At 68.1% G+C, this 23,674-nt stretch carries 11 protein-coding genes and 3 pseudogenes; 8 read left to right on the forward strand and 6 right to left on the reverse strand.

Going from position 1 to position 23,674, the window contains the following annotated elements; all coding sequences use genetic code 11:
• Positions 1-13: 13 nt before the first annotated feature.
• Positions 14-2,869: a TIR domain-containing protein gene (locus ACFU95_RS21700; RefSeq protein WP_383829948.1), complete on the reverse strand. Its 2,856-nt coding sequence runs from the start codon at positions 2,867-2,869 to the stop codon at positions 14-16.
• 231 nt (positions 2,870-3,100) lie between these two features.
• On the opposite strand from ACFU95_RS21700, the gene ACFU95_RS21705 reads away from it, so the two are divergent.
• From ACFU95_RS21705 to ACFU95_RS21735, 7 genes and pseudogenes are all read left to right on the forward strand, one after another.
• Entirely contained in the window at positions 3,101-5,227 is a 2,127-nt protein-coding gene (locus ACFU95_RS21705) for a hypothetical protein (RefSeq protein ID WP_383829951.1), read from the forward strand.
• A gap of 70 nt (positions 5,228-5,297) precedes the next feature.
• Positions 5,298-6,050 (forward strand): hypothetical protein, encoded by a 753-nt coding sequence (locus ACFU95_RS21710; RefSeq protein ID WP_383829954.1) that lies wholly within the window; start codon positions 5,298-5,300, stop codon positions 6,048-6,050.
• A 140-nt stretch (positions 6,051-6,190) separates the two neighbouring features.
• Positions 6,191-9,106, forward strand: a complete 2,916-nt coding sequence (locus ACFU95_RS21715; RefSeq protein WP_383829957.1) for a toll/interleukin-1 receptor domain-containing protein — start codon at positions 6,191-6,193, stop codon at positions 9,104-9,106.
• 189 nt (positions 9,107-9,295) lie between these two features.
• Positions 9,296-9,574, forward strand: a pseudogene (locus ACFU95_RS21720) (toll/interleukin-1 receptor domain-containing protein); the annotation flags it as partial.
• A 12-nt stretch (positions 9,575-9,586) separates the two neighbouring features.
• Positions 9,587-12,139 carry a WD40 repeat domain-containing protein gene (locus tag ACFU95_RS21725; RefSeq protein WP_383830121.1) on the forward strand — a complete coding sequence of 851 codons (2,553 nt, stop codon included), beginning with the start codon at positions 9,587-9,589 and terminating at the stop codon, positions 12,137-12,139.
• Positions 12,140-13,062: 923 nt separating this feature from the next.
• Positions 13,063-14,592: an MFS transporter gene (locus ACFU95_RS21730; protein ID WP_383829960.1), complete on the forward strand. Its 1,530-nt coding sequence runs from the start codon at positions 13,063-13,065 to the stop codon at positions 14,590-14,592.
• Between the two features lie 163 nt (positions 14,593-14,755).
• Positions 14,756-16,192, forward strand: a pseudogene (locus ACFU95_RS21735) (MFS transporter); the annotation flags it as partial.
• Between the two features lie 368 nt (positions 16,193-16,560).
• Here ACFU95_RS21735 and ACFU95_RS21740 read toward each other — a convergent pair.
• The 3 genes and pseudogenes from ACFU95_RS21740 to ACFU95_RS21750 form a co-directional block, all read right to left on the reverse strand.
• The gene (locus ACFU95_RS21740; protein ID WP_383829963.1) at positions 16,561-17,466 is read right to left on the reverse strand and encodes an ADP-ribosylglycohydrolase family protein; all 906 of its coding nucleotides are present in this window, start codon (positions 17,464-17,466) and stop codon (positions 16,561-16,563) included.
• A gap of 12 nt (positions 17,467-17,478) precedes the next feature.
• Positions 17,479-18,139 (reverse strand): annotated as a pseudogene (locus ACFU95_RS21745) (histidine phosphatase family protein).
• A 119-nt stretch (positions 18,140-18,258) separates the two neighbouring features.
• Entirely contained in the window at positions 18,259-18,864 is a 606-nt protein-coding gene (locus tag ACFU95_RS21750; RefSeq protein ID WP_383829966.1) for a YdbC family protein, read from the reverse strand.
• A 155-nt stretch (positions 18,865-19,019) separates the two neighbouring features.
• Here ACFU95_RS21750 and ACFU95_RS21755 point away from each other — a divergent pair, with 155 nt between their 5' ends.
• Positions 19,020-19,553 carry a TerD family protein gene (locus tag ACFU95_RS21755; protein ID WP_383829969.1) on the forward strand — a complete coding sequence of 178 codons (534 nt, stop codon included), beginning with the start codon at positions 19,020-19,022 and terminating at the stop codon, positions 19,551-19,553.
• 128 nt (positions 19,554-19,681) lie between these two features.
• On the opposite strand, the gene ACFU95_RS21760 is transcribed toward ACFU95_RS21755, so the two are convergent.
• Both ACFU95_RS21760 and nrdR read right to left on the reverse strand, forming a co-directional pair.
• Positions 19,682-22,579 (reverse strand): vitamin B12-dependent ribonucleotide reductase, encoded by a 2,898-nt coding sequence (locus ACFU95_RS21760; RefSeq protein WP_383829972.1) that lies wholly within the window; start codon positions 22,577-22,579, stop codon positions 19,682-19,684.
• A 164-nt stretch (positions 22,580-22,743) separates the two neighbouring features.
• Entirely contained in the window at positions 22,744-23,313 is a 570-nt protein-coding gene (gene nrdR / locus ACFU95_RS21765) for a transcriptional regulator NrdR (protein WP_383829975.1), read from the reverse strand.
• Between the last annotated feature and the right edge of the window lie 361 nt (positions 23,314-23,674).

The raw sequence follows: 23,674 nt of genomic DNA on the forward strand, positions 1-23,674 counted from the left end.
TCCGTCTTATGCGTCAGGCGCAGGGTGGGTCGTAGGGCCGGTCCGGGAGGTATTGCATCCACTGGTTGCGGGTGATGCGGGGGGACTCCGCGCACAGACGCCGGAGGATGCCGGCCCGGTCCACGATCCACAGCCGCAGGCCGCTGTCACCGCTGACCGCCAGCAGGCGGCTATCCGGGCTGAAGCCCACGGTCGCGAGGGGGTAGAGGCCGCCACCGCTCAGCGAGTTCACCTCGACGGGGCGGGCCGGGTCGCCGAGGTTCCACAGGCGGATGCGGCCGTCCACACCGGCGGTGGCCGCAAGCTCTCCGCCCGGGTGGAAGGCTAGTCCAGTGATGGATCCGGTGTGCCGGGTGGAAGTGCCCTTTCGCACCGGCCGGTCGGGATGCGAAACGTCCCACGTGGTGATCGTCCCGGTCTCGTCGCCGACGAGCAGCGTACGGTCGTCCGGGCCGAAGGCCAGTGCGGTGGCCTTCCCTCCTGCATTCGGGAGGTCTCCGGCAGGCGTGGGCCGGGCGTTCTGCGCGACCCGCCAGAGCCGTACGCCGCCCTTTTGGGTCGGTGCCGCAAGCAGCGCGCCGTCCGGGCTGAAGGCGAGGGCCTGGATTACGGTGTCGGATTCGCCGAGGGTGCCCAGCAGGGTGGGCCGCGTCCTGCTGCTGATGTCCCACAGCTGCACCGCCTCGCCGGGTCCCGCGCCTGCGGCTGCCAGGGGAAGGACCGGGTTCACGCTGAAGTTATTGGCTCCGCCCGTGCCGGTCGCCCCCGGGGCCAGCTCGCGCGGGTTCGCCGGATCGGTCATCTCCCATGCCCGCACCGGCAGGCCGGAGAACAGCGTGTGCCCGCTGGTGCCGAAGGCCGCGACCTGGCCGTCGTTGTTGAACGGCTCCAAGGTGGCCAGGAGACGCGGCGGCCGTGTGCCGTCCACCCGCCACACCGTGGTGGGTTGGCCGCCGGCGGCCAACAGGCGGCTGTCGGGACTGAAGGAGGGCGGGAAGGTTCCCTCGGCCGGCAGCTTGGCGGCCGCGGAGGTCCGCTCGCTTCCCGAGACGGCCCACAGCCGCACGGTGCCCTTGTCGTCGCCGAGGTCGGTGAAGTCGGCGATGCCGACAGAGGCCACGGTGTTCCCGTCCGGGCTGAAACCCAGGCCGCCCACCGACGTCGTGTGGCCGCTCAACCGGGCGCCGGAACGGGGGCGAAGGGGGTCGGAGACGTCCCACAGCGTGACCGTGCCGTCGCTGTCCCCGGCGGCCAGGGTGGTCGCGTCCGGGGAGAACGCCACGGCATGGAGACCGAAGCGGCTCTGCGTGTACAGATCCGGTCGGGCGACTGGCTTGGCGGGGTCCGCGATGTCCCACAGAAGCACCCGGCCGTCTCCGCCAGCGACAGCGAGGGCCTGGCCGTTCGGGCTGAACGCCACGTGCTGCGGCGCACTGGAGACGTCGCCGGGCGCTGAGGCGACCGTGGCAACCAGGCGCAGCCGAGCCGAGTCGGACACGGCCCACAGCCGCAGACGTGCTCCTTGTTCTCCTGGTTCCCCTTGCTCTCCTTGCCCTAGCGACTCCTCCGTGGCGATCAGATCGCCCTTCGGGCTCGCCGCGACCGTGCCGGCGGGCAGGGAGTTGAGGGACCTCGGGCGCGCAGGGTCCTGGATGTCGAGGAACGCACCGCCCTTCCACGTCAGGGCGACCAGCCACCCGCCGGAGGTGAAGACGAGAACGCCGACCTCCGTGCGGTCGGCCACCACCGTGGCCGACTCCCCCAGGGTCCTGGGGCGGCTGCCGTCCGTCACGTCCAGCAGCCGCACCTTGCCATCGGCGCCGCCGAGAGCCAGCAGCCTGCCGTTCCTGCTGAAAGCGACTGCGGTCACCGGGCGCTTCGTGGAGTCCACGGAGACCGGATGTGTTCCGCGGGCGGGGTCGAACAGGCGGACGCCGTCGTCGTCGGCCACGGCCAGCAGTCCTCGGCTGCTGTACGCGGCGGCCTGTAAGTCGCCGCGCCCGTGGATGACGCGGGGCATCGAGTAGCTCTCGACGAGCGCCCCGATCGCTTCGGCCGTGGGCGCGAGTCGGTAGGCCTGCACCATCAGTTGGCGTGCCAGTTCGGGCTGGCTGTCCCTGATTGACGATGCCTCGGCGACGAGTTGCCGGGACTGCGCGACCAGGGTTTGGGCGCGGGCGGTGTTGCGCTGGTTGTAGGCGGTGATTCCGCCGGCCGCGGCGAGGAGGAGCAGCGTCGTGAGAACGGCGACCGTGGCCTGCACCCAGTGGCGGGTCCGACGGCGCTGGCGCACATGGTCGCCGATCAGCTCGTCCTTCGACTTGCCCGTTAGGGGCGCGACGAACTCTGCCACGCACTCGATCAGCCGCGGGTCCGAATTGGCCTGTTCCGGGCTGCGTAACCAGCGCAGGTCGACCCAGCGCGGCTCCTCATCGAAGGCCTGGGCCATCTCCTCCTGCGGCAGGGCGTCGGTCAGCAACCAGTCGAACGACACCCGCTCGGCGTCCCAGACCAGCGTGCCGTCGGTCCACCCGATGAGCAGGGTGTCCGCCGACCGGTGGGTGAGCCACCAGCGGATCTCCTGCCTCACCCACGGAGACAGGGCGGCCGAGGGGCACGCCATCACCACGAGCCACCGGGACCGGGTGAGCCCCTGTTCGATCTCCCGCCACAAATGCGGACTTGCCGCGAGGTTGGTCTCGTCTCGGAACAGCTTCAGGCTTCTCGGCCTGTACCAGGGGCGGTCGAAGCCCTGCAACGCGCTCTGGAAGGCCTTCGCGACGTCCTTGTCCCACGCATGGCTGTAGGAGATGAAGGCGTCGTATGTGACTCCCTGGCTTTCGATTGCCTCGCTGCGCCTGCGGCTCACTGGTCACCCAAGACAGGGCGACCCCACTGTCCGCTCATCCGCTCGTCCGCTCCCCCGCCGCGTCCGTACCAAGTGACCGTCGGTCACATGTTGTACGTCCTGTTCCCTCGTCCGGATGAAGGAAACCTGGCGGTCATGACGATCGAGCGAAGCCGGACCGGGGCATTTTGTTGGCCAACTCGCCCCGCACCAGGCATTGTTGCCGTGCGGCCTGACAGAAAGGGGACACAGGTGCTCGCGCCCGTCGTCGAGATCTACGTCGTGTGGCATCCGGGCGACCGGTCGGGCCCCAAGATCGCGGAACGGGTGAGCGCACACTTCCGCGGCGGAGTGGGCACCGGCTTGATCAGCAACCCCGTGGAGACCTACATCCGGTCGGCGGGGTTCCGCGGGCCGGGTGACATCCCCCGGCCCATACCGTTCCCAGGGCCGGGCTCCCGAAGACCCGAGCAGGGACACTTCACCGTGGTCGTCCCGGTGCTGGACGACGAGTGGATGGTCGCCGCGGAGGACACCTCGGGTCCGTGGTGCGCATACGCCCGAGCCATTGCGGACGCGTGGGCGGACAGCCCACGTCATGTGGGCGTGTTCCCTGTGTCCACGGCCAAACAGGGCGGCAGACCCACGGCGCTCGAGAGCCTCTTCCCTCAGCAGCGGATCGGCGTGCCCCGCACGCCGGAGGGAGCTGCGCCCGAACCGTGGTTGCAGGCGCTCTGCCGCGAGCTGGCGCAGGGCATCGCACAGCTCGTCGCCGCGGATCAGGACGGCCGCCTCCAGGTGTTCGTCAGCCACACCCGACAGACACGAACCCCCGACGACCCGGTCGGCCCCGGCGCCCTCGCCGACCTCGTCATGTCCGTCATCGCACGAACACGTGTGCACGCCTTCCTGGACGCCGTCTCCCTCCAGCCGGGCGAGGACTTCGCCCAGCGGCTCTACGAGAACGCCGGGCGCGGCGCCTTCCTGGCCGTCGTCACCGACCTGTACTCCACACGCCACTGGTGTCTGGAGGAGCTGTGGACCGCGAAACGGGAGGGCATCCCCATCGTCATGCTGGACGCCCTCACCCACGGCGAGGAGCGAGCCTCGTCGCTCGCCGGGAACGCGCGCCGGGTACGCGTACGCATGCTGGAGGACGGCTGGTCGGAGCCGGACGTCTTCCGGGGGGTGAACCTCCTAGTGGACGACTACCTGTCGTACGCTCTGTGGCGGCACCAGAGCACGTCCTTGCGCCGGTACATCGACGAGTCGACGACCCGGATGAGTTTCCACCCGCCGGAAGCGGAAACGCTCACGGCGGAACTGAAGAGACACACTCAGACCGCCAAAGCCCCGTCTACGACCCACCGGTTCAGCGTCCTGCACGCCGGCGCCCCGGTCCGGCCGACCGAGGCCGCGCAGCTGCGGGATGTCGCGTCATTGAGGGGGCTGGTCTTCGAGTCCATGACCCCTCAGCAGTTCGTCGCCCTGGACCGGGACCGTATGCGCGAGAACGGAGGGACGTACATGTCCGACGTACTGCCGACCGATGCCCTGAAGGGAATGCGGATCGGTATCTCGGTCGCGACCAGTGCAGACCTGGACCGGCTGGGCCTGGCCGAAACCCAGTTCCGCACGGTCCTCGGTGAACTCGCGCAGCTCGTCGTGACGGCGGGCGGCAAGCTGGCCTACGGAGGAAACCTGCGGCCAGACGGCTACACCCTCTTCTTGATCGAGCAGATGCGGCAGTACGCGCCCTCGTCTCGCCCGCTGCTCAACTGCCTGGCCTGGACCGAGCACCGCAAACTGCCGCTGTCGGAACTCGATCTCCATCGAGAACAGTTCGGACGCTATGGCGAGATCGTCTGCCTGAGCATCGACGGCGAGCCGGTCGACCCCGCCGCCGACCGGGGTGAGGCACCTGTGCCCGAGACCGACCCCGAGATCAGGCACCGCGCGCTCACTGGCATGCGTCGCCACCTCATGCGCCACGTGGACGCGCACCTGCTCCTCGGTGGCAAGCGAGGAGGGTTCCTCGGGACCCTGCCGGGGCTCGTGGAAGAAGCTCTGCTGGCCTTGGAAGTCGGGCTGCCCGTCTATCTCGCGGCCGGCTACGGCGGAGTCACTTCCGAGATCGCCAAGACGCTCGGCCTCACCGGTGCACCGGAGGTACCCCATCCCTCGGACGCCATTCCGCCCGATCCTCGCTTCCTCGACGGCCTGGAGCGGCTTCGGGCACTCAGTGACGCTCCCACGTGGGCGGGCCTGCACAACGGCCTGACCGACGAGGAGAACCAGCAGCTGGCCGGTTCCCACTACCCCCAGGAGATCGCCGCCCTGGCAAGCCGCGGACTGGGGCGACTGCGCCAGAGCACCTGACCCGGTAAGTTCCCCACCAGCACGGATGGGTCTCCGTGCGATGCAATGACCGGGGAAAGGACATCAAGAGGTGACGGTGCGTCGGGGGTGGACCATCGCTGCTGCGGTAGGCACAGCGGGGCGGGCGGTGCTGGCCGCTGTGGTCGGCGGTGTGGTCGGCGTCGCCGCGTACTCCATCAGCCAGACGGGGGGCCAGTTGCTCTCCGTCGTGGTCGGCGGTGTGGTCGGCATCGCCCTTGTGCTCGGCGCCGATGTCTACCGCAGATCGGTCCAGTTGACCGAGGTGCGGCTCGTCCTGCCCGGCAGCGAGATGACGTTCAAGGCAAACACGGACATGCGGCAGGCGGCGCTGCGCATGTTCTTCCAAGCATCGACGCGCGTGGCAACCCGCCCGTTGGACGACGGAAGCGGCAATCTGCGCGAAGCCCTCACGTCCCTCAAGACGCTGTTCGACATGTACCGCGAGCCCCTGGAGTCCGGCAGCGCTCCGCCTCCCCCCGCGGACGGCGACTCCGTCCACGAACTGGTCCTGGACATCCTCAACTTCGAACTCGCACCCTTCCTGGCCACCTGGCATCCCCGGCTGCGCGCCTTCGAGGAGGCCCACCCCGACCAGGACGAGTCGGCCTGGCCCGACAACGCGGAGTTCCGGCAGGCCCTGCGCGAACTCCAGCGCAGTCTGCGGCCGTATGTCGTCGGCCTGGGTGAGATCGCGGGCATCCGTGACCCCGAACGCCATTTACGCAGATCCGCCTGGCACGCGGCTCGTCACACGGGCGGCGTGCCAGGGCAGGATGCGGCGCAGCGCTCCGCAACCGCCTGACCGCGTCCCAAGTACCCGTCCCTCGCTTTCATCCGTAGTCACCTGCGCTCGAAGCGTCCGCGGCGATCTTCGTGTGGCGGGCGACAAGGTGGGGAAGAACCGGATTCCGAGTGTCGGGAGGGGGCCGCGTGAATTGGCGTATGAGGCTCAGAGAGTCCGAACGGTCCGAGGACTACGAGCATTACGACGCCTTCATCTCCTACGCAACTGCAGCCGACCGAGCGCTCGCGCCCGCCCTGCGGTACAAGCTGCGGAGTGTCGGTTCGGGGCTACCCGGGACCAATCGACGGCGGAGACGGCCACAGCTCCGCATCTACCTTGACCAGCGGTCCACTCCGGCCAGCGGCGAGCTCTCCGACGAGCTGAAGCGGGCCCTTGACGCGTCCCGCACGCTGATCCTGCTCGCCTCGCCCCAGGCCGCCGAATCCGCATGGATCAACCACGAGATCGAGTGGTGGCGTGAGAGGAACGCCAGCCGTCCCGTCCTGATCGCCCACACAGGCGGGAAATTGAGGTGGGACAAGGAGGCAAGCGACTTCAAGAGGGTGGAGTCCGACACCGTACCTCCTGCCCTGTACGGGTTCTTCGAACAGGAGCCGAAATGGGTGGATCTGCGACCCTACAAGCGTCGCTGGCTGGTCCACCCCAGAATCGCGCTTCTACTGTCGCCCGCCCACAACGCCGTCTGCCAGCTAGCGGCGCCTGTGTACGGCGAGAAGGTCGAGGTTCTCATCAAGGAGGAGCGACGCCGGCGCCGCTGGAACTCCTCGCTGTTCGCCCTCTTTATGGCGATGGTGGTGTTTGTCGGGTGGGCGGTGTGGAAGGGCGCCAGGAACGAGGCGGATGCGCAGGAACAGCTGGCGATCTCCCGGGCCCTGGCGCACCGCTCGGCCGAAGAGGCCGACCAGGACCCGGTGCTGGCGGCCCGGCTCGCCGTCGCCGCCTACGCCATGGAGCCGACACCAGAGTCCACGACCGCCATGATCCAGCGTATGGACCAGATGCGGCACGTTCAGTTGATCCAGGACCACCAGGTGGACGGGACGGTCTCCTTCGTTGCCGCGGCCGTCGGCCCGGACAACCTCTTCGCATTCAGCGGGCGTGACGGCTCGACCATCGAGGTGCGGGACGCGGACCCGTCGCGTCGAGAGCACCTGCTGACCGCACCGGTTTCCGAGGACGCCCCACCGGGTGCCGGCGGGGAAGGATGGGGCGACATCGACCAGCTGGCCTTCAGCGCCGACGGGCGATGGCTGTTTGCCTCGCAGAGCGGCCACGGAATGCGGAGCTGGAACCTCGCCGATGGCGGCCGGGAAGGCCCGCACACCGACAGGATCGGGTCCACCTTCGCTGTCGCGGCGGACACATCCCTCATTGCGGCGCCCGGCGGCATCGATATCGCAGACGAAGGCCCCGTGCTGGCGGAGCCCGTCGGCGGCAACGGCCTGGAATTGTGGGATCCCGAGCGAGGGTCGGTCACCACGGCGCCGTCTCTCGGCCCCCGGCTGAGGATCGACGACGTCGCCTTCTCCACCGATGGCCGACGTGTGCTTGCACTGGCGACGGACATCGACCGTGACCGCGCGGCCCTGCGCGCGTGGGACCTTCGTCGTCGGCAATGGTTACCGCCGGACGAGGCGATCGCTCTCCCCGGCACGCCGACCGCTTTCTCCCCAGACGGCAGCCGTATCGCCACCGTCCGAGACACCCGTGTGGAATTCGTCGACACCAGGAACGGGTCGCGCCACGGCAGAGTGTCTCTGCCGGCCGAATGCGACGTCTACGGCCTGAAGGCCGCGGCGGACGGCCGTACTGCGGTTGTCGGCTGCAGCGACGGCCGGGTGTTCGCCCTGGATCTGAGGTCCGGTTCGCACACCGCGCTGTTCCGACACGCCGAGCGCATCGGTAACCTGGCCATCAGCAGCGACGGCAGGCGGGTGCTGTCCACAGACGAACAGCAGCTGGCTCTGACGACTCCCGGGCACGACAACCGGTTTCGCCGACTCCCGTGGGGCGCATCTGCCTCCCAGGCCGAGTGGGACGACGGGGGCCGACTCGGCGTCCTAGAACAGGACCGCATCGCCGTCTACGATTCGAAGAATCTGAAACCTGTCGACCGTTCTTCACCCGGCGATGGGCGGGGCACTAACTGGCTGGACCTGGCCTTCTCTCCGGACGGGCACCGCCTGACGACCATCGGTGTGTCAGGAGATGCATACCGCCTCGTCCACTGGCGCCGCGATCCTCTGACTCCCGTGTGGCAGATAACGGCCGATCGACTCGGGGCCCGGGAGCTGCACAGCGTCGCCGAGTTGTCTTCCGGAACGCTGGCAGTAGCCACGGACAAGGGAGTTCGGCTGGTCAGCCGGGGCGGCCGACCGGGATCCTTCCTCAAGGGCGAAGGGACGCTCGCCGCAGATCCGCACGGCCGTCGCCTGGCAACCCTGACCGTCAGCGGCTACGAGGCCCCCAGGACCCCCGAGGCCGTGGTCGAGGTCAGGGAGCCCAGCGAGAAGGGGCAACTCTCCGCACCAGTCCCCCTGCGCCTTCCCGACGCCCACGTCGCAGATCTTGCGATGAGCCCTGACGGTTCGACACTGATTCTCTACGTGGTCCACTGGAAGTTCACGGCCGATGGCGCCGAGAGAGACGGTGAGAGATCCAGGGGAATGGAGCTGTGGGATCCCCAGACCGGGCAGCAGAAGTCGGTCATTGGAGGCAACTGGCCGACTGGCTCCCAGGGTTGGGTGGCGGATGGCGCGGCCTCCCGGCTGGTGTCGTTCGCCCCCGAGGGCGTCACCTTCCATTATGTCGACCGCGGCGGGCCCGCACCCAGGTGGACGTCTCCCTGGGACAGCGGGACCCCTCTGGCGGTTGCCGGCAGCCGATCCGGACATCAAGCGGCCGTCGTCACAGCCGAGGGAACGACACTGTGGGATCTGAATCCCGAGCGCTGGCGCACCGCCCTGTGCCGGATCGCGGACGGTGGTTTGACGACCCGCGAATGGCAGGAGTTCGCCCCGCGGCGTAGCGAACTACCGCAGACTTGCAAATAGATGCGCTGCTGAGCCGGCGTCGCGGGCCAGAGTCGCCGTGGTGCCGGGTGCAGGCACGAAGTCTTGCATTCGGCATGAGGTGACAACGAGCTCTCTTGAGCTTGATTACTGCTGCCAGATTGACACGCACCCGACAACAATGGCCGATGGCGTCCGACGATCCGTGCGGAAGGGCGGGAGAGGCTCCCAATGGGCTACGCGGCATTCATCTCGTACAGCAGCAGAGCGGACAGTCACCGGGCCCGGCAACTGCGCCACGCCCTGCACCGCTTCGCAAATCCATGGAGGATGGTGCGCGCACTCCGAATCTTTCTCGACAATGCCGCCCTGTCGGCTGATCCGGGTCTCTGGAGCAGGTTGGAGCAGGCGCTCGGCGAATCCGAATACCTCATCCTGCTGGCATCACCCGAGTCTGCGCAGTCTCACTGGGTAAACAAGGAGATCTCCTGGTGGCGGCAGGGTCCCCGGGCGAGCAATCTGTTGCTCGTCGTCACGGGAGGCGAGCTCCACTGGGACCGCGCGGCGGGAGACTTCGACTGGGACCGGACCACCTGTCTCCCCCGCGCTCTTCGGGCTCACTTCCCCGAGGAGCCGCGTTGGCTGGACCTGCGCTGGATGGGCGAAGACCACCCGGACGACCCACGCGACCCGCGATTCCAGGACTGCGTGGCCGACCTTGCCGCAACCCTGCACGCTCGTCCCAAGGACGAGCTGATCGGGGAGGACGTGTCCCAGCGCCGTAAGTTACGGAACTTCCGCTGGATCATGCAGGGGCTGGCGATCATGCTGGGTCTAGGACTCATCGCTGCGACGGTGATCGCCTTCGCGCAGCGGAACACCGCCCAGGACCAGGCCCGCCTCGCGACCGCCCGCGAACTGGCAGCCACCGCGCTGAACCTGAGAGATGACGACCTGGAGGTGGCCTCTCTCCTGGCTCTCCAGGCGTACCAGGTGCAGGAGACCCCGGAGACCCTGTCGGCGCTGTATCAGCTGACGACCCATAGCCCCCGCCTGGTCCGCTTCGTGCGAGGCGGGGGAACAGTGACCGCCCTGGCTCTCACCACCTCGCCCCGCTACGTCGCCGCCGGCACCGACAAGGGCTCGGTCACCGTCTGGACATCCGACGGCACACGCAAGGTAGGGCACGTCTCCGTCAAGGGCGAGGTCAGCGCACTGGAGTTCAGCGACGACGACCAGCTACTGGCCGTCGGCACCGACTCGGGTGAGACCGTCCTGCACGACCTGCGCTCCGGCGATACGCGCCAGCTGTCTGCCGGAAAGGGTCCGGTGGACGCGGTTGGGTTCCGCACGTCGAGCCACGACTTGGCAGCCAACGGTGGCGGAACGCTCAGGCTGTACCGGGCCGGGACCGACGAGCCGTACGCGCAGGTCGTCACCGCCCTGCGTGCTGGCGTACTGAACCTTGCCTTTCGAAACAAGGGGCGCGAACTGGCCGTGGTCACAGCCGAGGGCTGGCGCCTTTACGACGACAGGCTCCGCACGATCAAGTCGTCCGACGACAGCCTCTATCCCCACAACGGCTACGTCTCCGCCGCGTCGCCGAACGGGAACTGCTTCGGATTTTCCAGATTCGGGGCGGTCGAGCTGGAGTCGATCGCGCAACTGCTCCAGGGACAGTTCCCCGGGGACACCTCCGGAGAGAACGGCTGCGGAGCCCAGCCGATCCTTTCCGGCAAGCAGTCGTCGAGTCTGGCCATCTCCGACGGCGACCGTGCGGCGGTGGGCACAAGCCAGGGCCTCCTCCTAGCCACAGCACAGGGAGATCCGGAGAGGACGGTCATCGAGACGCTCCCCGGAGTCGAGACACCGTCGGTGCTCGCCTTTTCGCCGGGTGCGGGCGATCGCCTGGCCTCAGCCGACGGCAGCACCGTTGCCCTGTGGTCCCTGGGGAACACGGCGCCCACCATGCACCGACTCGGCGTCTCCGTGCCCGACGGCGCGACGATCCCGTCCCAGCTTCCACTCGCCATGACACCAGACGGGCACATCGCGTGGAGCCACGAGTGGGACCCCGATGTCCCCTCCACGCTGGACCTGCGGCCCCCGAAGGGCACGGACATGAGCGCAGGAGGGCAGACGTTCTACGAGGGACTCGCTTTCGCGCAGAATGGCAACACCCTGTACGCCGCCTCACAGAACGCGGTGGAGGCGTGGACGTGGAGAGAGGAAATACTCGGCGGGAAGCGGGTCTTCGCCTTGCCCGCCAGCACGGACACCATCTCCGTGCCACCCCGCATCGCCACCAGACCGGACGACAGTGTCGTGGTCGTGCTCTCCGACGGCTCCGTCCTCCTCTACAACCCCAAGACGGAGGAGCTCTCCACACCGGTCGAGCGGACAGCCCCCCACCTGACGGACAGGGACCGCAAGACGTCCGGCCTGACCGAGTACCGGACGGCGGTCAGCGAAAAGGGCGGCCTTGCCGCCGTGGCGACGTCTGGCGGCCGTGTCGACGTCTACGAACTCCCATCCGGCCGCCGGGTGCACCGCCTCAAGCTCGACGGCCGCACGCTCGACGTTCTGGCACTGTCGGAGAAGAGCCACTCCCTGTTCGCCGTCACCGACCGTGGCGTGCTGCAACGCTGGGACGTGCGGACGGGAAAACTGCGGTGGCGGTCGGACGGCGCAGGACCTATGGCCGTCACGGCAGACTCCAGCGGCCAGTGGGCGGCAACACTGGCCGGAGACGGCACCGTATGGCTGTGGGACGCCGAGAGCGGTGATCGGCTCGCCAGCACCGTCCTCCCAGTGTCCCGATCATATGGTGGGGCCGAGGGGCTCGGTGCACAAAGCAACCTCGTCTTCTCTCCCGACGGGAAGCGCCTGTGGTCCATCACCGAAGGAGGTGAAGTCCTGTCCTGGGACACCTCGGTCAACACCTGGATCAAAGAGGTGTGCGAACGCGTGGGCCGCCGCCTCACGGAGGCGGAACGCGCTCGCTACCTGACAGCGATCTCTCGCGGACACACTGCGTGCAGCGAATACCCGGCCCGGACTCCCAACACGGCCTGACGAAACAGCATGCGGAGCCGGGTGACGGGCTCCGCATGCTGCCGGTCCAGAACTGGCACCAACTGCGGCAGATGCCCTTCAGGCACAACCGGAGCAAGATGCCGTTCCTCGACTTTGAAGCCGATAACCGAATCTACGCAGGTCACCGGGCTACATCAAGAACTGCTCTTGATTGCGGCTCCCGCCCAGGACCCCGACCCGCGGCCAAGCATCATCGGCCTACCGCTTCAGCTGGACGACCGTCTGGATCACCAGATGCCCACCCCCGACCGGCGGCTTCCCCCGTTCCCATGTTCTGGGTCCCCCGCCGAGGGTTCGAACCTGCGCAACGCCCGTCTTCTGGCACCCGGGCACGCTTCGAGCTCAGAGCGAAACGGTCGCCGTCACCACCAACGACCCACCCCCGACCGGCGCCGATCCGGCTTCCCATGTTTTGCGGCTCCCGCCAAGGACTCGAAGCTGCTGCTAGGCATTGCCAGCTACCGGCTCAAGCAGACAACCGCCTGATTCACGACCTTCCCCCTCCCGGCGCCCCCACGCGCCCAGACCTCCGTCGGGGACTCGAATGCGCACAGCACTCCCTCGGCACCCCGGCTGACGAGCCAAGTCGCGCCCCGCCAGCCGCTCCCCCATTTTCACAACCGTTGCACGATCACGCGGGAGCCCTCTGCGACAGCGCGGCGGGCACTCCCGCCTGCTCCGGGATCACCTCCCCGCCATCACACCTATTCGGTCGACTGCATGCCGCCGGGCTCACCGACGCTCTCAACCCACGGCACCGCTTCACGGCCAACCACCTTAGGGAACGCTTGTGTTCACTACGGCCGACTCGCTATCGTCGCGAGTAGTGAACGCACACGTTCACTACTTCGTTTCTGGGGGGACATTCTGTGACGCACGATCAGATACAGACACAGCCACCCGTGCCCGTCCCACCGGGTCCGGCTTCACGCCCGTCACACCCGGGCATCGCACTCACGGTCATCGCTGCGTGCCAGCTGATGGTGGTGCTCGATGCCACGATCGTCAACATTGCCCTGCCCGACATCCAGACCGCGCTGAACTTCTCCACGACCAACCTGACGTGGGTGGTCAGCGCCTACACCCTCACCTTCGGCGGCCTGCTGCTGCTCGGCGGGCGAGCCGGGGACATCCTCGGGCGCCGCAGGGTCTTCATCGCCGGCATCCTGCTGTTCACCTTCGCCTCGCTGCTCGGCGGACTCGCCCAAGAACCCTGGCAGTTGCTGGCCGCGCGCGTGCTCCAGGGCATGGGTGGCGCCATCGCATCACCCACCTCACTCGCGCTCATCACCACCACGTTTCCCGAAGGCCCCGAGCGCAACCGGGCATTCGGCATCTTCGCAGCCGTCTCCGCGGGTGGCGGCGCCATCGGACTCCTGGCCGGCGGACTGCTCACCGACTGGCTCGACTGGCGCTGGGTGCTCTTCGTCAACGTGCCCATCGGCATCCTCATCGCCGCACTCGCACCGCGCTACATCAACGAGTCCGAGCGTCACCCCGGCCGCTTCGACCTCACCGGAGCACTCACCTCGACGCTCGGCATGGTCGCGCTGGTCTATGGGTTCATCAGGGCGGCATCCGACGGCTGGCGGGACTCGCTGACGCTCGGCGCGTTCGGTGCAGCCGTGGTGCTGCTCGCCGCGTTCATGTTCATCGAGAGCCGTGCCAAGGAACCGATCACCCCCCTGCGGATGTTCGCCGACCGCAATCGCTCGGGTACCTACGTGATCATGATCAGTCTCGCGGCGGCGATGTTCGGCATGTTCTTCTACATCGTGCTGTTCGTGCAGAACGTGCTGGGCTACTCCCCCATCAGCGCCGGCCTGGCCTTCCTGCCCGTCACCGTGGTTATTGCGGTGGGCGCGGGGATATCACAGCGGCTGCTGCCGGTGCTCGGCCCCAAGCCGTTCCTAATAGCCGGAACCACCCTCGTCGCCATCGGCTTGGCCTGGCAGTCCTTGGTCGACTCGGGCAGCTCCTACGTCGGCGGGGTGCTCGGACCGATGCTGGTCTTCGGCTTCGGCATGGGACTCAACTTCGTCACCCTCACCGTGACCGCCGTATCCGGCGTCGCCTCGCACGAGGCGGGGGCGGCCTCCGCCCTTCTCAACACGACACAGCAGGTGGGCGGTGCACTCGGTCTGTCCATCCTCACCACGGTCTTCGGCTCGGCCAGCCGCGACGAGGCAACCAAGCAAGTCGCGTCGTTCATGGCCCAGGCCACGCCGGAGCAGAAGGCCGCGTTCGCCGAGACCCACCAGCTGCCCGCCCCGTGGAGCCACGAAGTCCTCGCCCAGGGGATCTCCACGGCCTTCATGCCGGCCGCCGCCATGGCCATCCTCGCATTCGTAGTCGCCACGGTCGTCGTACGGGTCCGCAAGAGCGACTTGGAAGCCCTCAGCGGCGCGGGCGGCGGCGCCCCGGCCGCGTAAGCTCCGCGCGTCCCCCGGATCACGGCGTCCGTAACCGATCGCCCCGTCCGCCACGGGTACGTCGGCCCTACGGACGCCGTGCGGTGCCCCGTGACCAGGCAACTCCCGCCGTCACGCCGCGGCCCGAATTCGGAACCTGATAACGCCCGTTGGAACGCCACCGGACGCGACGATTGTGAACATCGCGCTCCCGCACATTCAAGACGCCCTCAACTTCAGTACCACCGACCTCACCTGGGTCGTCAGCGCCTACACGCTCACCTTCGGCGGTCTGCTGCTTCTCGGCGGCCGGGCCGGTGACATCCTGGGCCGCCGCCGGGTCTTCATGTCCGGCATCCTGCTGTTCACGGTCGCCTCGCTGCTCGGCGGACTGGCGCAGGAGCCCTGGCAGTTGCTGGCCGCGCGCGTGCTCCAGGGCGTGGGAGGCGCGATCGCGTCGCCCACCTCGCTGGCACTCATCACCACGACGTTCCCCGAAGGCCCGGAGCGCAACCGGGCGTTCGGCGTCTTCGCTGCCGTCTCCGCCGGCGGTGGCGCCATCGGACTGCTCGCGGGCGGCATGCTCACCGAATGGCTCGACTGGCGATGGGTGCTCTTCGTCAACGTGCCGATAGGCATCGTGATCGCTGTGCTCACGCCGCTGTACATCAGCGAGTCCGAACGGCACACCGGCCGCTTCGACATCGCGGGCGCGCTGACCTCGACGACGGGCATGGCTTCTCTGGTATACGGGTTCATCCGCGCCGCGGACGAAGGATGGCGGGACAGTCTGACCATCGGGTCCTTCGGCGCCGCGGTGGTCCTGTTGCTGGCCTTCGCGTTCATAGAGTCGCGGGCCAAGGAGCCCATCACGCCGCTCAGGATGTTCGCCGACCGCAACCGCTCGGGCACGTACGTCATCATGCTCAGCCTGGCCGCGGCGATGTTCGGCATGTTCTTCTACATCGTGCTGTTCGTGCAGAACGTGCTCCAGTACAGCCCGATCGAGGCCGGCCTCGCCTTCCTTCCGGTGACGTTCGTCATCGCGCTCGGCGCCGGGCTGTCGCAGCGCTTCCTGCCGGTGCTCGGCCCCAAGCCGTTCATGCTCGTGGGCTCGGCGCTCACGGCGATCGGGTTGGCCTGGCAGACGCTCATCAGCGCCGACAGCTCGTATGTCGGCGGAGTCCTCGGCCCGATGCTGGCCTTCGGCTTCGGCATGGGTCTGAACTTCGTGACCCTGACGATCACCGCGGTCTCGGGCGTCGCCCAGCACGAGGCCGGTGCGGCGTCGGGGCTGCTCAACGCCACGCAGCAGGTGGGCGGTTCGCTGGGCCTCTCCATCCTGACGACGGTGTTCGGCTCGGCCAGCAGGGACGAGGCGGAGAAGCAGCTTCCGAAGTTCATGGCGGAGGGATCGGCCGAACAGAAGGCGGAGTTCGCCAAGACGCAGCAGCTGCCCGGCCCGTGGGGGCACGAAGTGCTCACCCAGGGCATATCGACTGGGTTCGTGGCGGCCGCAGCGATGGCGGTAATCGCCCTGGCCACCGCATGGTTCGTGATCCGGGTCCGCAAGAGCGATCTGGACGCCCTCTCCGGGACGGCGGGCCCGATGGCCGGCTGATCCGGCCGGGCCCGCGAAGGGCTGCGGATGGCCGGGGCGCGTCCGGGGGACCGACCGCGAGGATGACGAGCCGGCCATCCGCACCACCCTCGTGCCGACCGACGACAGGCAAGCCCCGTCGCGACACGGAAACCGAAGGCCGCCCCACGCGGCAGCCGCCGCGGCGCCCAGCACGCCCAGCACGCCCAGCACGCCCAGCACCGACATGAACTCCACGACTCCACCCCCTGGGCCCGCCCGTATGCCGTCTGCGCATGCGACCCCAGCGGGGCGCACACCATCTGCCACGACAACGGACGACTGGTTACGCAGAGTTCCTGGCATACACAGATAGTCATTGAGCAGTTCGGCCGGGCAGCGGTACTGCGCTACGCCGATGTGGGCATCCACGCGGGGAACGCCTCGGTCCGCTCCGCCCATGCGGCCGGCGCCGATCCTGCCTTCCCGGAAGCGATCACACCGCCCACGATGGCGCATGTGGTGTCCACATCGCCGCCGACCTGCGCGGTCGTCCAGAAAGCCCGCTCATAGTCGCCGAGGGCCCGCGCCGCGGACCAGAGCGCGAAGGGCACGGTGTCGTGAGCCGTCGTACGTCGTCCACAGCCCAGGACCGCCGCGACGGTGCCGGCGTCGGCGTAGTCGAGCATGTCCCGGGCGCGCCGCAGACCTGCTCCGACCGCGCTCTTCGGGACGAGAGCGACAACGTCGTCGAGGAGCGACTCAGGGCTTGGCGGGCCCCCGGGTGCGGCGGCCAGCGCGGCGGCAGCGGCGACGGCCATGGCACCGACGACGGCCTCGCGGTGCTGATGCGTGGGGTAGGCCGAGATCTCGGCCTGGTGGGTCGCCTGCTCCGGGTCGTCCGCGTACCAAGCGCCGAGGGGGGCGATCCGCATCGCGGCGCCGTTGCCCCAGGAGCCCTGTCCGTTGAAGAGCGCGGCCGACAGCTCACGCCAGTCCCCGCCCTCCCGAACCAGGCGCAGCAGCCGGTTGACCGCAGGCCCGTAGCCCCGGTCGAAGTCATGGTGTTCGGCGAAGGAGCGGGCCAGGACGTCCTGGTCGATGCGGTGGTGGGCGGCCAGGACGGCGACGACGGAGCAGGCCATCTCCGTGTCGTCCGTCCACTGCCAGGGCCCGGACGGCAGCTCTCGGCGCTTCAGCAGCGGATAGTTCACCGGGACGAAGAACTGCGAGCCCAGCGCGTCCCCCACCGCGAGTCCGCGCAGGCTTGCCAGGGCGCGGTCCAGGCGCCCTTGGGGAGAGGAGTCAGCGGTCATCGCCCTGCCACTCTATCCGGTGATCCCGTACGGTTTCCGGATCTCGCCAGCGTTCGAAAGGACGGTCGAGCGTGTACTTACCGTCGTCCCCGAGAACGAGCATCCGCATCTCCGCGTTCCCCGGGTTCGAAAGAGACTCGAATTCCGCGACCGTCCAGTGGAACCAGCGCATGCAGAACAGTCGCATCGCCAGACCGTGGGTCACCAGCAGCACGTTCGGCGGGTGGTCGGGCGCCTCGAAGCTGCGGAACAGGCTCTCCAGGAAGTTACCGACCCGGTCGTACACGTCAGCGCCGGACTCGCCCTGGGCGAACCGGTAGAAGAAGTGGCCGTACGCGTCCCGATAGGACTTCTGGAGGCGTACCTCATCGCGGTCCTGCCAGTTCCCCCAGTCCTGCTCGCGCAGCCGGGGCTCCTCGCGCACCCGTATGAGCTCGGGATCCATGTGAAAGGCGCGCAGTGTTTCGTGCGTCCGGCGATAGGGCGAGACGTACACGCTGACAGGCTCACGGCCGAACACGTCCCGCAACCGCTTGCCCGTCCCCTCGGCCTGAAGCCGGCCCCTCTCGGTGAGGGCGAGCGCATGGTCGGGCTCACGCTCGTAGACGGTGTCATCAACATTGCCCGTTGACTCGCCGTGCCGGACAAGGACGATGCGCCGTGGTCGTGCCATGCCAAAACCCTAGATCGGATCACGGCACATGGAGCACTCGTAAGGGCTCTATACGGCGCAGGTCACACATCTCCTGCACCATCAGCCACATCAAGACGCACCACCAGCGGGTCCGGAAATCAAACTATCCACGTCGGTTCGAGTTCCACGATGTCACCCGTAAGGGCCGCGACGTCCGCCTCGATCTGGGCGCGCAGCGCCAGTCGCTCCACGCGCTCCGTCCGGTACTTGCCGTGTTCAGCGGCCGACCGCCACATCGACAACACCAGGAACTCATGGCCGGGCGCCTCGCCGAACAGTCCGCGGATCATGCCCGGGGAACCGGCCATGGCGGGGTTCCAGACCTTCTCCTGCATGAGCGTGAAGTGTTCGGCCCGTTCTTCATGGACACGACAGTGAGCCACCCGGACCAGATCCGCGTCAGTGAAGCGCGGCTCGAAGCCGGTCTTCACGTCGAAGCGGTAGTCGAAGAGTCTGACCTGCATGTCTTTGTAGGTGCCCGACTGCGCCGTCGCCAGTCGGTCGTGGGAGCGCGCCATGAAGGAGTCGTAGAAGGAACGGCTCTCCCAGAAGGAGAAGATGTGTGCCACCCCCTGCCGCCCCCGACTCCAGCCACCACCCTGCCCCCGAAACCCCGGCTCCCCCAGAAGCCCCGCCCACTTTCGCTGCCCCCGCTCGAAGCCGCGGCGGTCCACCACGGTGCAGCGAATCCACTTGACCAGCACCGCGCCATCGTAAGGCCATGGAACGTGGCGCCGGTCACGCTCGGCCGGAGTGCTCCCCCGCGTACGCGCCCGCACGCGTGGCAGGATGGACAACCGGCCTTCTCTGCTGGGCAGTTCAGGCCGGGACATAAGCGGAACGGGGAAGGGGACGCCTGGTGAACGCCATCAACAAGGGGATCCGGAAGGTAGAGATCTCACTCAAGTGGGATCCCAGTACTGTGGGGCAGCCGCCCACCGATCTGGACCTCGTCGCCGCGACCTACCTGGCGAGCGATCCGTACGGCGATCCCGCATACGTCGTGCACTTCGACAGTCGCTCTCCCGACGGCACCATCTATCTCAACCGGGACAGCCAGGACGGCAAGGGCTTCGGCTGGGACGAGGTCCTGACCGTGGAGCTCGACCGCCTCGACAGCCGGTACGCGCGCGTGATGGTCGGAGTCGTGATCCAGCAGAACCCCGCGACCCGCACCTTCGTCAGCGTCGTCAATCCGGCCCTGCGCATCCGCGAGGGCTACACCGTCATGGCCGAGGACGACTTCGGCGGTGTCCTCGGGTCGACGGCTGCGACGGTCGCGGAGTTCGTGCGCGAGGGATCGGGCACGTGGGACTTCCACCCGGGCATCCACGGTTTCGAGGACGACCCGACGACGTTCACAGCGACCATGGGCGCGACTGGCCGGCCTTGAGCTGACTCATACGTGCGCCGGGCATACGGCAATGAGGGGCGCCGACACTTGGTCGGCGCCCCTCATCAAGGGCCTCGTCAGGGCAGCTCAACGACTACCCGACGTCGGGGCCACGCCCCTGCCCGGCGTCAGCTGCAGCCGCTCGTCGAGCCGCAGCCCTCGCAGATGTAGCAGGAGCCGGCCCGCTGCATCTTGGTACCGCAGGAGAAGCACAGCGGGGCGTCGGCCTGGATGCCCAGCTGCATCTCCACCAGCTCGGCGCTGGTGTGGGCCTGCTGCGGGACAGGCTTGGCCGCCACGGTGTCCGCCTTCGGAGTGGCGACGACGGCCTTCAGTTCCTGGGCGCGCGGCGCCGACTGGGCCAGTCCCTCGACGTCGACCTCGTCCTCGGACGGCTCGTACGAACCGGTCTCCAGGTGGCGCTGACGCTCCTCGGCCGAGTGAATGCCGAGCGCCGAGCGCGTCTCGAAGGGCAGGAAGTCCAGCGCCAGGCGGCGGAAGATGTAGTCGACGATCGACTGGGCCATCCGCACGTCCGGGTCGTCCGTCATGCCGGCCGGCTCGAAGCGCATGTTGGTGAACTTCGAGACGTACGTCTCGAGCGGCACGCCGTACTGCAGACCCACCGAGACGGCGATCGAGAAGGCGTCCATCATGCCCGCGAGAGTCGAGCCCTGCTTGGACATCTTCAGGAAGACCTCGCCGAGACCGTCGTCCGGGTAGGAGTTGGCGGTCATGTAACCCTCGGCCCCGCCGACCGTGAAGGACGTCGTGATGCCGGGACGACCCTTGGGGAGGCGCTTGCGGACCGGGCGGTACTCGACGACCTTCTCGACCGTCTCACGGATGGCGGCCTCGGCCTTCTCCGTGATCTCGGTCTTCTCCTTCTCCTTGGTCTTGGCGGAGAGGGGCTGACCGACCTTGCAGTTGTCGCGGTAGATCGCGAGCGCCTTGACGCCCATCTTCCAGGCCTCGAAGTAGACCTCTTCGACGTCCTCGACGGTCGCCGTCTCCGGCAGGTTGACCGTCTTGGAGAGCGCGCCGGAGATCCACGGCTGGATCGCGGCCATCATGCGGACGTGGCCCATCGCGGAGATGGAGCGCTCGCCCATGGCGCAGTCGAACACCTCGTAGTGCTCGTGCTTGAGGCCCGGGGCGTCGACGACATTGCCGTGGTCGGCGATGTGGGCGACGATCGCCTCGATCTGCTCCTCCTGGTAGCCCAGGCGGCGCAGGGCCTGCGGGACGGTGCCGTTGACGATCTGCATCGAGCCGCCGCCGACCAGCTTCTTGAACTTGACCAGCGCGAGGTCGGGCTCAAGACCGGTGGTGTCGCAGGACATCGCGAGACCGATGGTGCCGGTCGGGGCGATGACCGACGCCTGGGCGTTACGGAAACCGTTCTTCTCGCCGAGGCGCAGCACGTCCTGCCAGGCCTCCGTGGCGGCGGCCCAGATCGGCGTGTCCAGGTCGTCCATGCGGACGGCCACGGCATTGGCGTCGGAGTGCTGCTTCATGACGCGCTGGTGCGGCTGGGCGTTGCGGGCGTAGCCGTCGTACGCGCCGACGACCGCGGCGAGTTCGGCGGAACGCTTGTACGAGGTGCCGGTCATCAGGGAGGTGATGGCACCGGCGAGGGCACGGCCGCCGTCGGAGTCGTACGCGTGCCCCGTCGCCATCAGCAGGGCGCCGAGGTTGGCGTAGCCGATGCCGAGCTGGCGGAACGCGCGCGTGTTCTCACCGATCTTCTGCGTCGGGAAGTCCGCGAAGCAGATGGAGATGTCCATCGCGGTGATGACCAGCTCGACGACCTTCGCGAAGCGCTCGACGTCGAAGGACTGGTTGCCCTTGCCGTCGTCCTTCAGGAACTTCATCAGGTTCAGCGAGGCGAGGTTGCAGGACGTGTTGTCCAGGTGCATGTACTCGCTGCACGGGTTCGAGCCGTTGATACGGCCGGACTCCGGGCAGGTGTGCCAGTGGTTGATGGTGTCGTCGTACTGGATGCCGGGGTCGGCGCAGGCCCAGGCGGCCTCGGCCATCTTGCGGAACAGCGCCTTGGCGTCGACCTCTTCGATGACCTCGCCGGTCATGCGGGACGTCAGGCCGAACTTGCCGCCCGACTCGACGGCCTTCATGAACGTGTCGTTCACACGGACCGAGTTGTTGGCGTTCTGGTACTGGACGGACGTGATGTCGTCGCCGCCCAGGTCCATGTCGAAGCCCGCGTCGCGCAGGGCGCGGATCTTCTCCTCTTCCTTCACCTTGGTCTCGATGAAGTCCTCGATGTCGGGGTGGTCGACATCGAGGATGACCATCTTGGCGGCGCGGCGCGTGGCGCCACCCGACTTGATCGTTCCTGCGGAGGCGTCGGCACCACGCATGAAGGAAACGGGACCGGAGGCGTTGCCGCCGGAGGACAGCAGCTCCTTGGAGGAGCGGATGCGGGAGAGGTTCAGGCCGGCGCCGGAGCCGCCCTTGAAGATCATGCCCTCTTCCTTGTACCAGTCGAGGATCGACTCCATGGAGTCGTCGACCGCCAGGATGAAGCAGGCGGAGACCTGCTGCGGCTGGGGCGTACCGACGTTGAACCACACAGGGCTGTTGAAGCTGAAGATCTGGTGCAGGAGGGCGTAGGCCAGCTCGTGCTCGAAGATCTCGGCGTCGGCGGGCGAGGCGAAGTACTTGTAGTCCTCGCCGGCCTTCCGATACGTCTTCACGATGCGGTCGATGAGCTGCTTGAGGCTCACCTCGCGCTGCGGGGTGCCGACGGCACCGCGGAAGTACTTGCTGGTGACGATGTTGACCGCGTTCACCGACCAGAAGTCGGGGAACTCGACGCCGCGCTGCTCGAAGTTGACCGAGCCGTCGCGCCAGTTGGTCATGACGACGTCACGGCGCTCCCAGGCCACCTCGTCGTACGGGTGCACGCCGGGGGTGGTGTGGATGCGCTCGATACGCAGTCCCTTGGTCGCCTTGGTGCCCTTGGCGCGGGAACTCCGTGCCGGACCGCTCGCCGTCTCTGTCATGCCGCCTCCCTCTACGGGCTAAAACGCCCTGAAGTGCCCCGATGTTCCCCGTGGCACGTGTTCTGTCTGGTGCTGCGGGCACCGTTCGATTGCCGCCCGCAGCAGGTCTTCTGTCGCCGCTCCTCGGCCGGATCCGGAGGTCCGAAGACCGGATCCGGCCCGCCCTAGTCGGCGGCGTTGGCGGGCACGGGGACCTGTGCAGTCCCTCCGGACCCGCGCTCGTCTTCCTGGCCCCCCGTGACTGCGTCTGGGTCGTCCTCGCGGTCGTCGTCGTCCGCGGCGGGGCGTCCCGTCGCCTCCCTCAGTTCCGCGATCGCGGCCTCGAAGTCCTCGAGCGAGTCGAACGCCCGGTAGACGGAGGCGAATCGCAGAAAGGCGACGAGGTCGAGCTCCTGCAACGGGCCGAGTATGGCCAGCCCCACGTCGTGGGTGGTCAGCTCGGCACTTCCGGTGGCTCGCACCGCCTCCTCGACCCGTTGGCCGAGCTGGGCGAGCGCGTCCTCGGTGACCGGTCGTCCCTGGCATGCCTTGCGGACGCCGTTGATGACCTTGGTACGACTGAATGGCTCGGTGACTCCGGACCGCTTGATCACCATCAGTGAGCATGTCTCCACCGTCGTGAAACGACGGGAGCAGTCAGGACACTGGCGGCGCCTGCGGATCGACGTGCCGTCGTCGGTCGTACGACTGTCGACGACGCGGCTGTCGGGGTGCCTGCAGAAGGGGCAGTGCATAACTCCAACCCTCCTCACAGCAGACTCAATAGCCTCGCTGGGCCTCATGGGCCCCTCGAAGCAGCCCCAAGCATAGGCGATCTCTGAGCGGTCGAAGACCCGGGGGACCACAACTTCTGGGCTGCTGCCGCAATCCAACCACTAGATGTGGGGATTGGCTCATACATCGACACCGCCCCCGCGTGTCGCACAGACCCTGGCGCGCGCGACGCGTCCGCACCGGCGCGCCGCACACTTTGGTGCACGGCCGTACCGCCACGGCACATACGGAGATACCGTGAGCGCCGCACGGAGGGGACGTGGGACTCCCGCACAGATGGGGGGTCGCTTCCCGGCTGATCCGATCTCGGATGGCAGACTG

This window comes from Streptomyces sp. NPDC057623, assembly GCF_042800355.1.
Classification (GTDB): Bacteria; Actinomycetota; Actinomycetes; order Streptomycetales; family Streptomycetaceae; genus Streptomyces.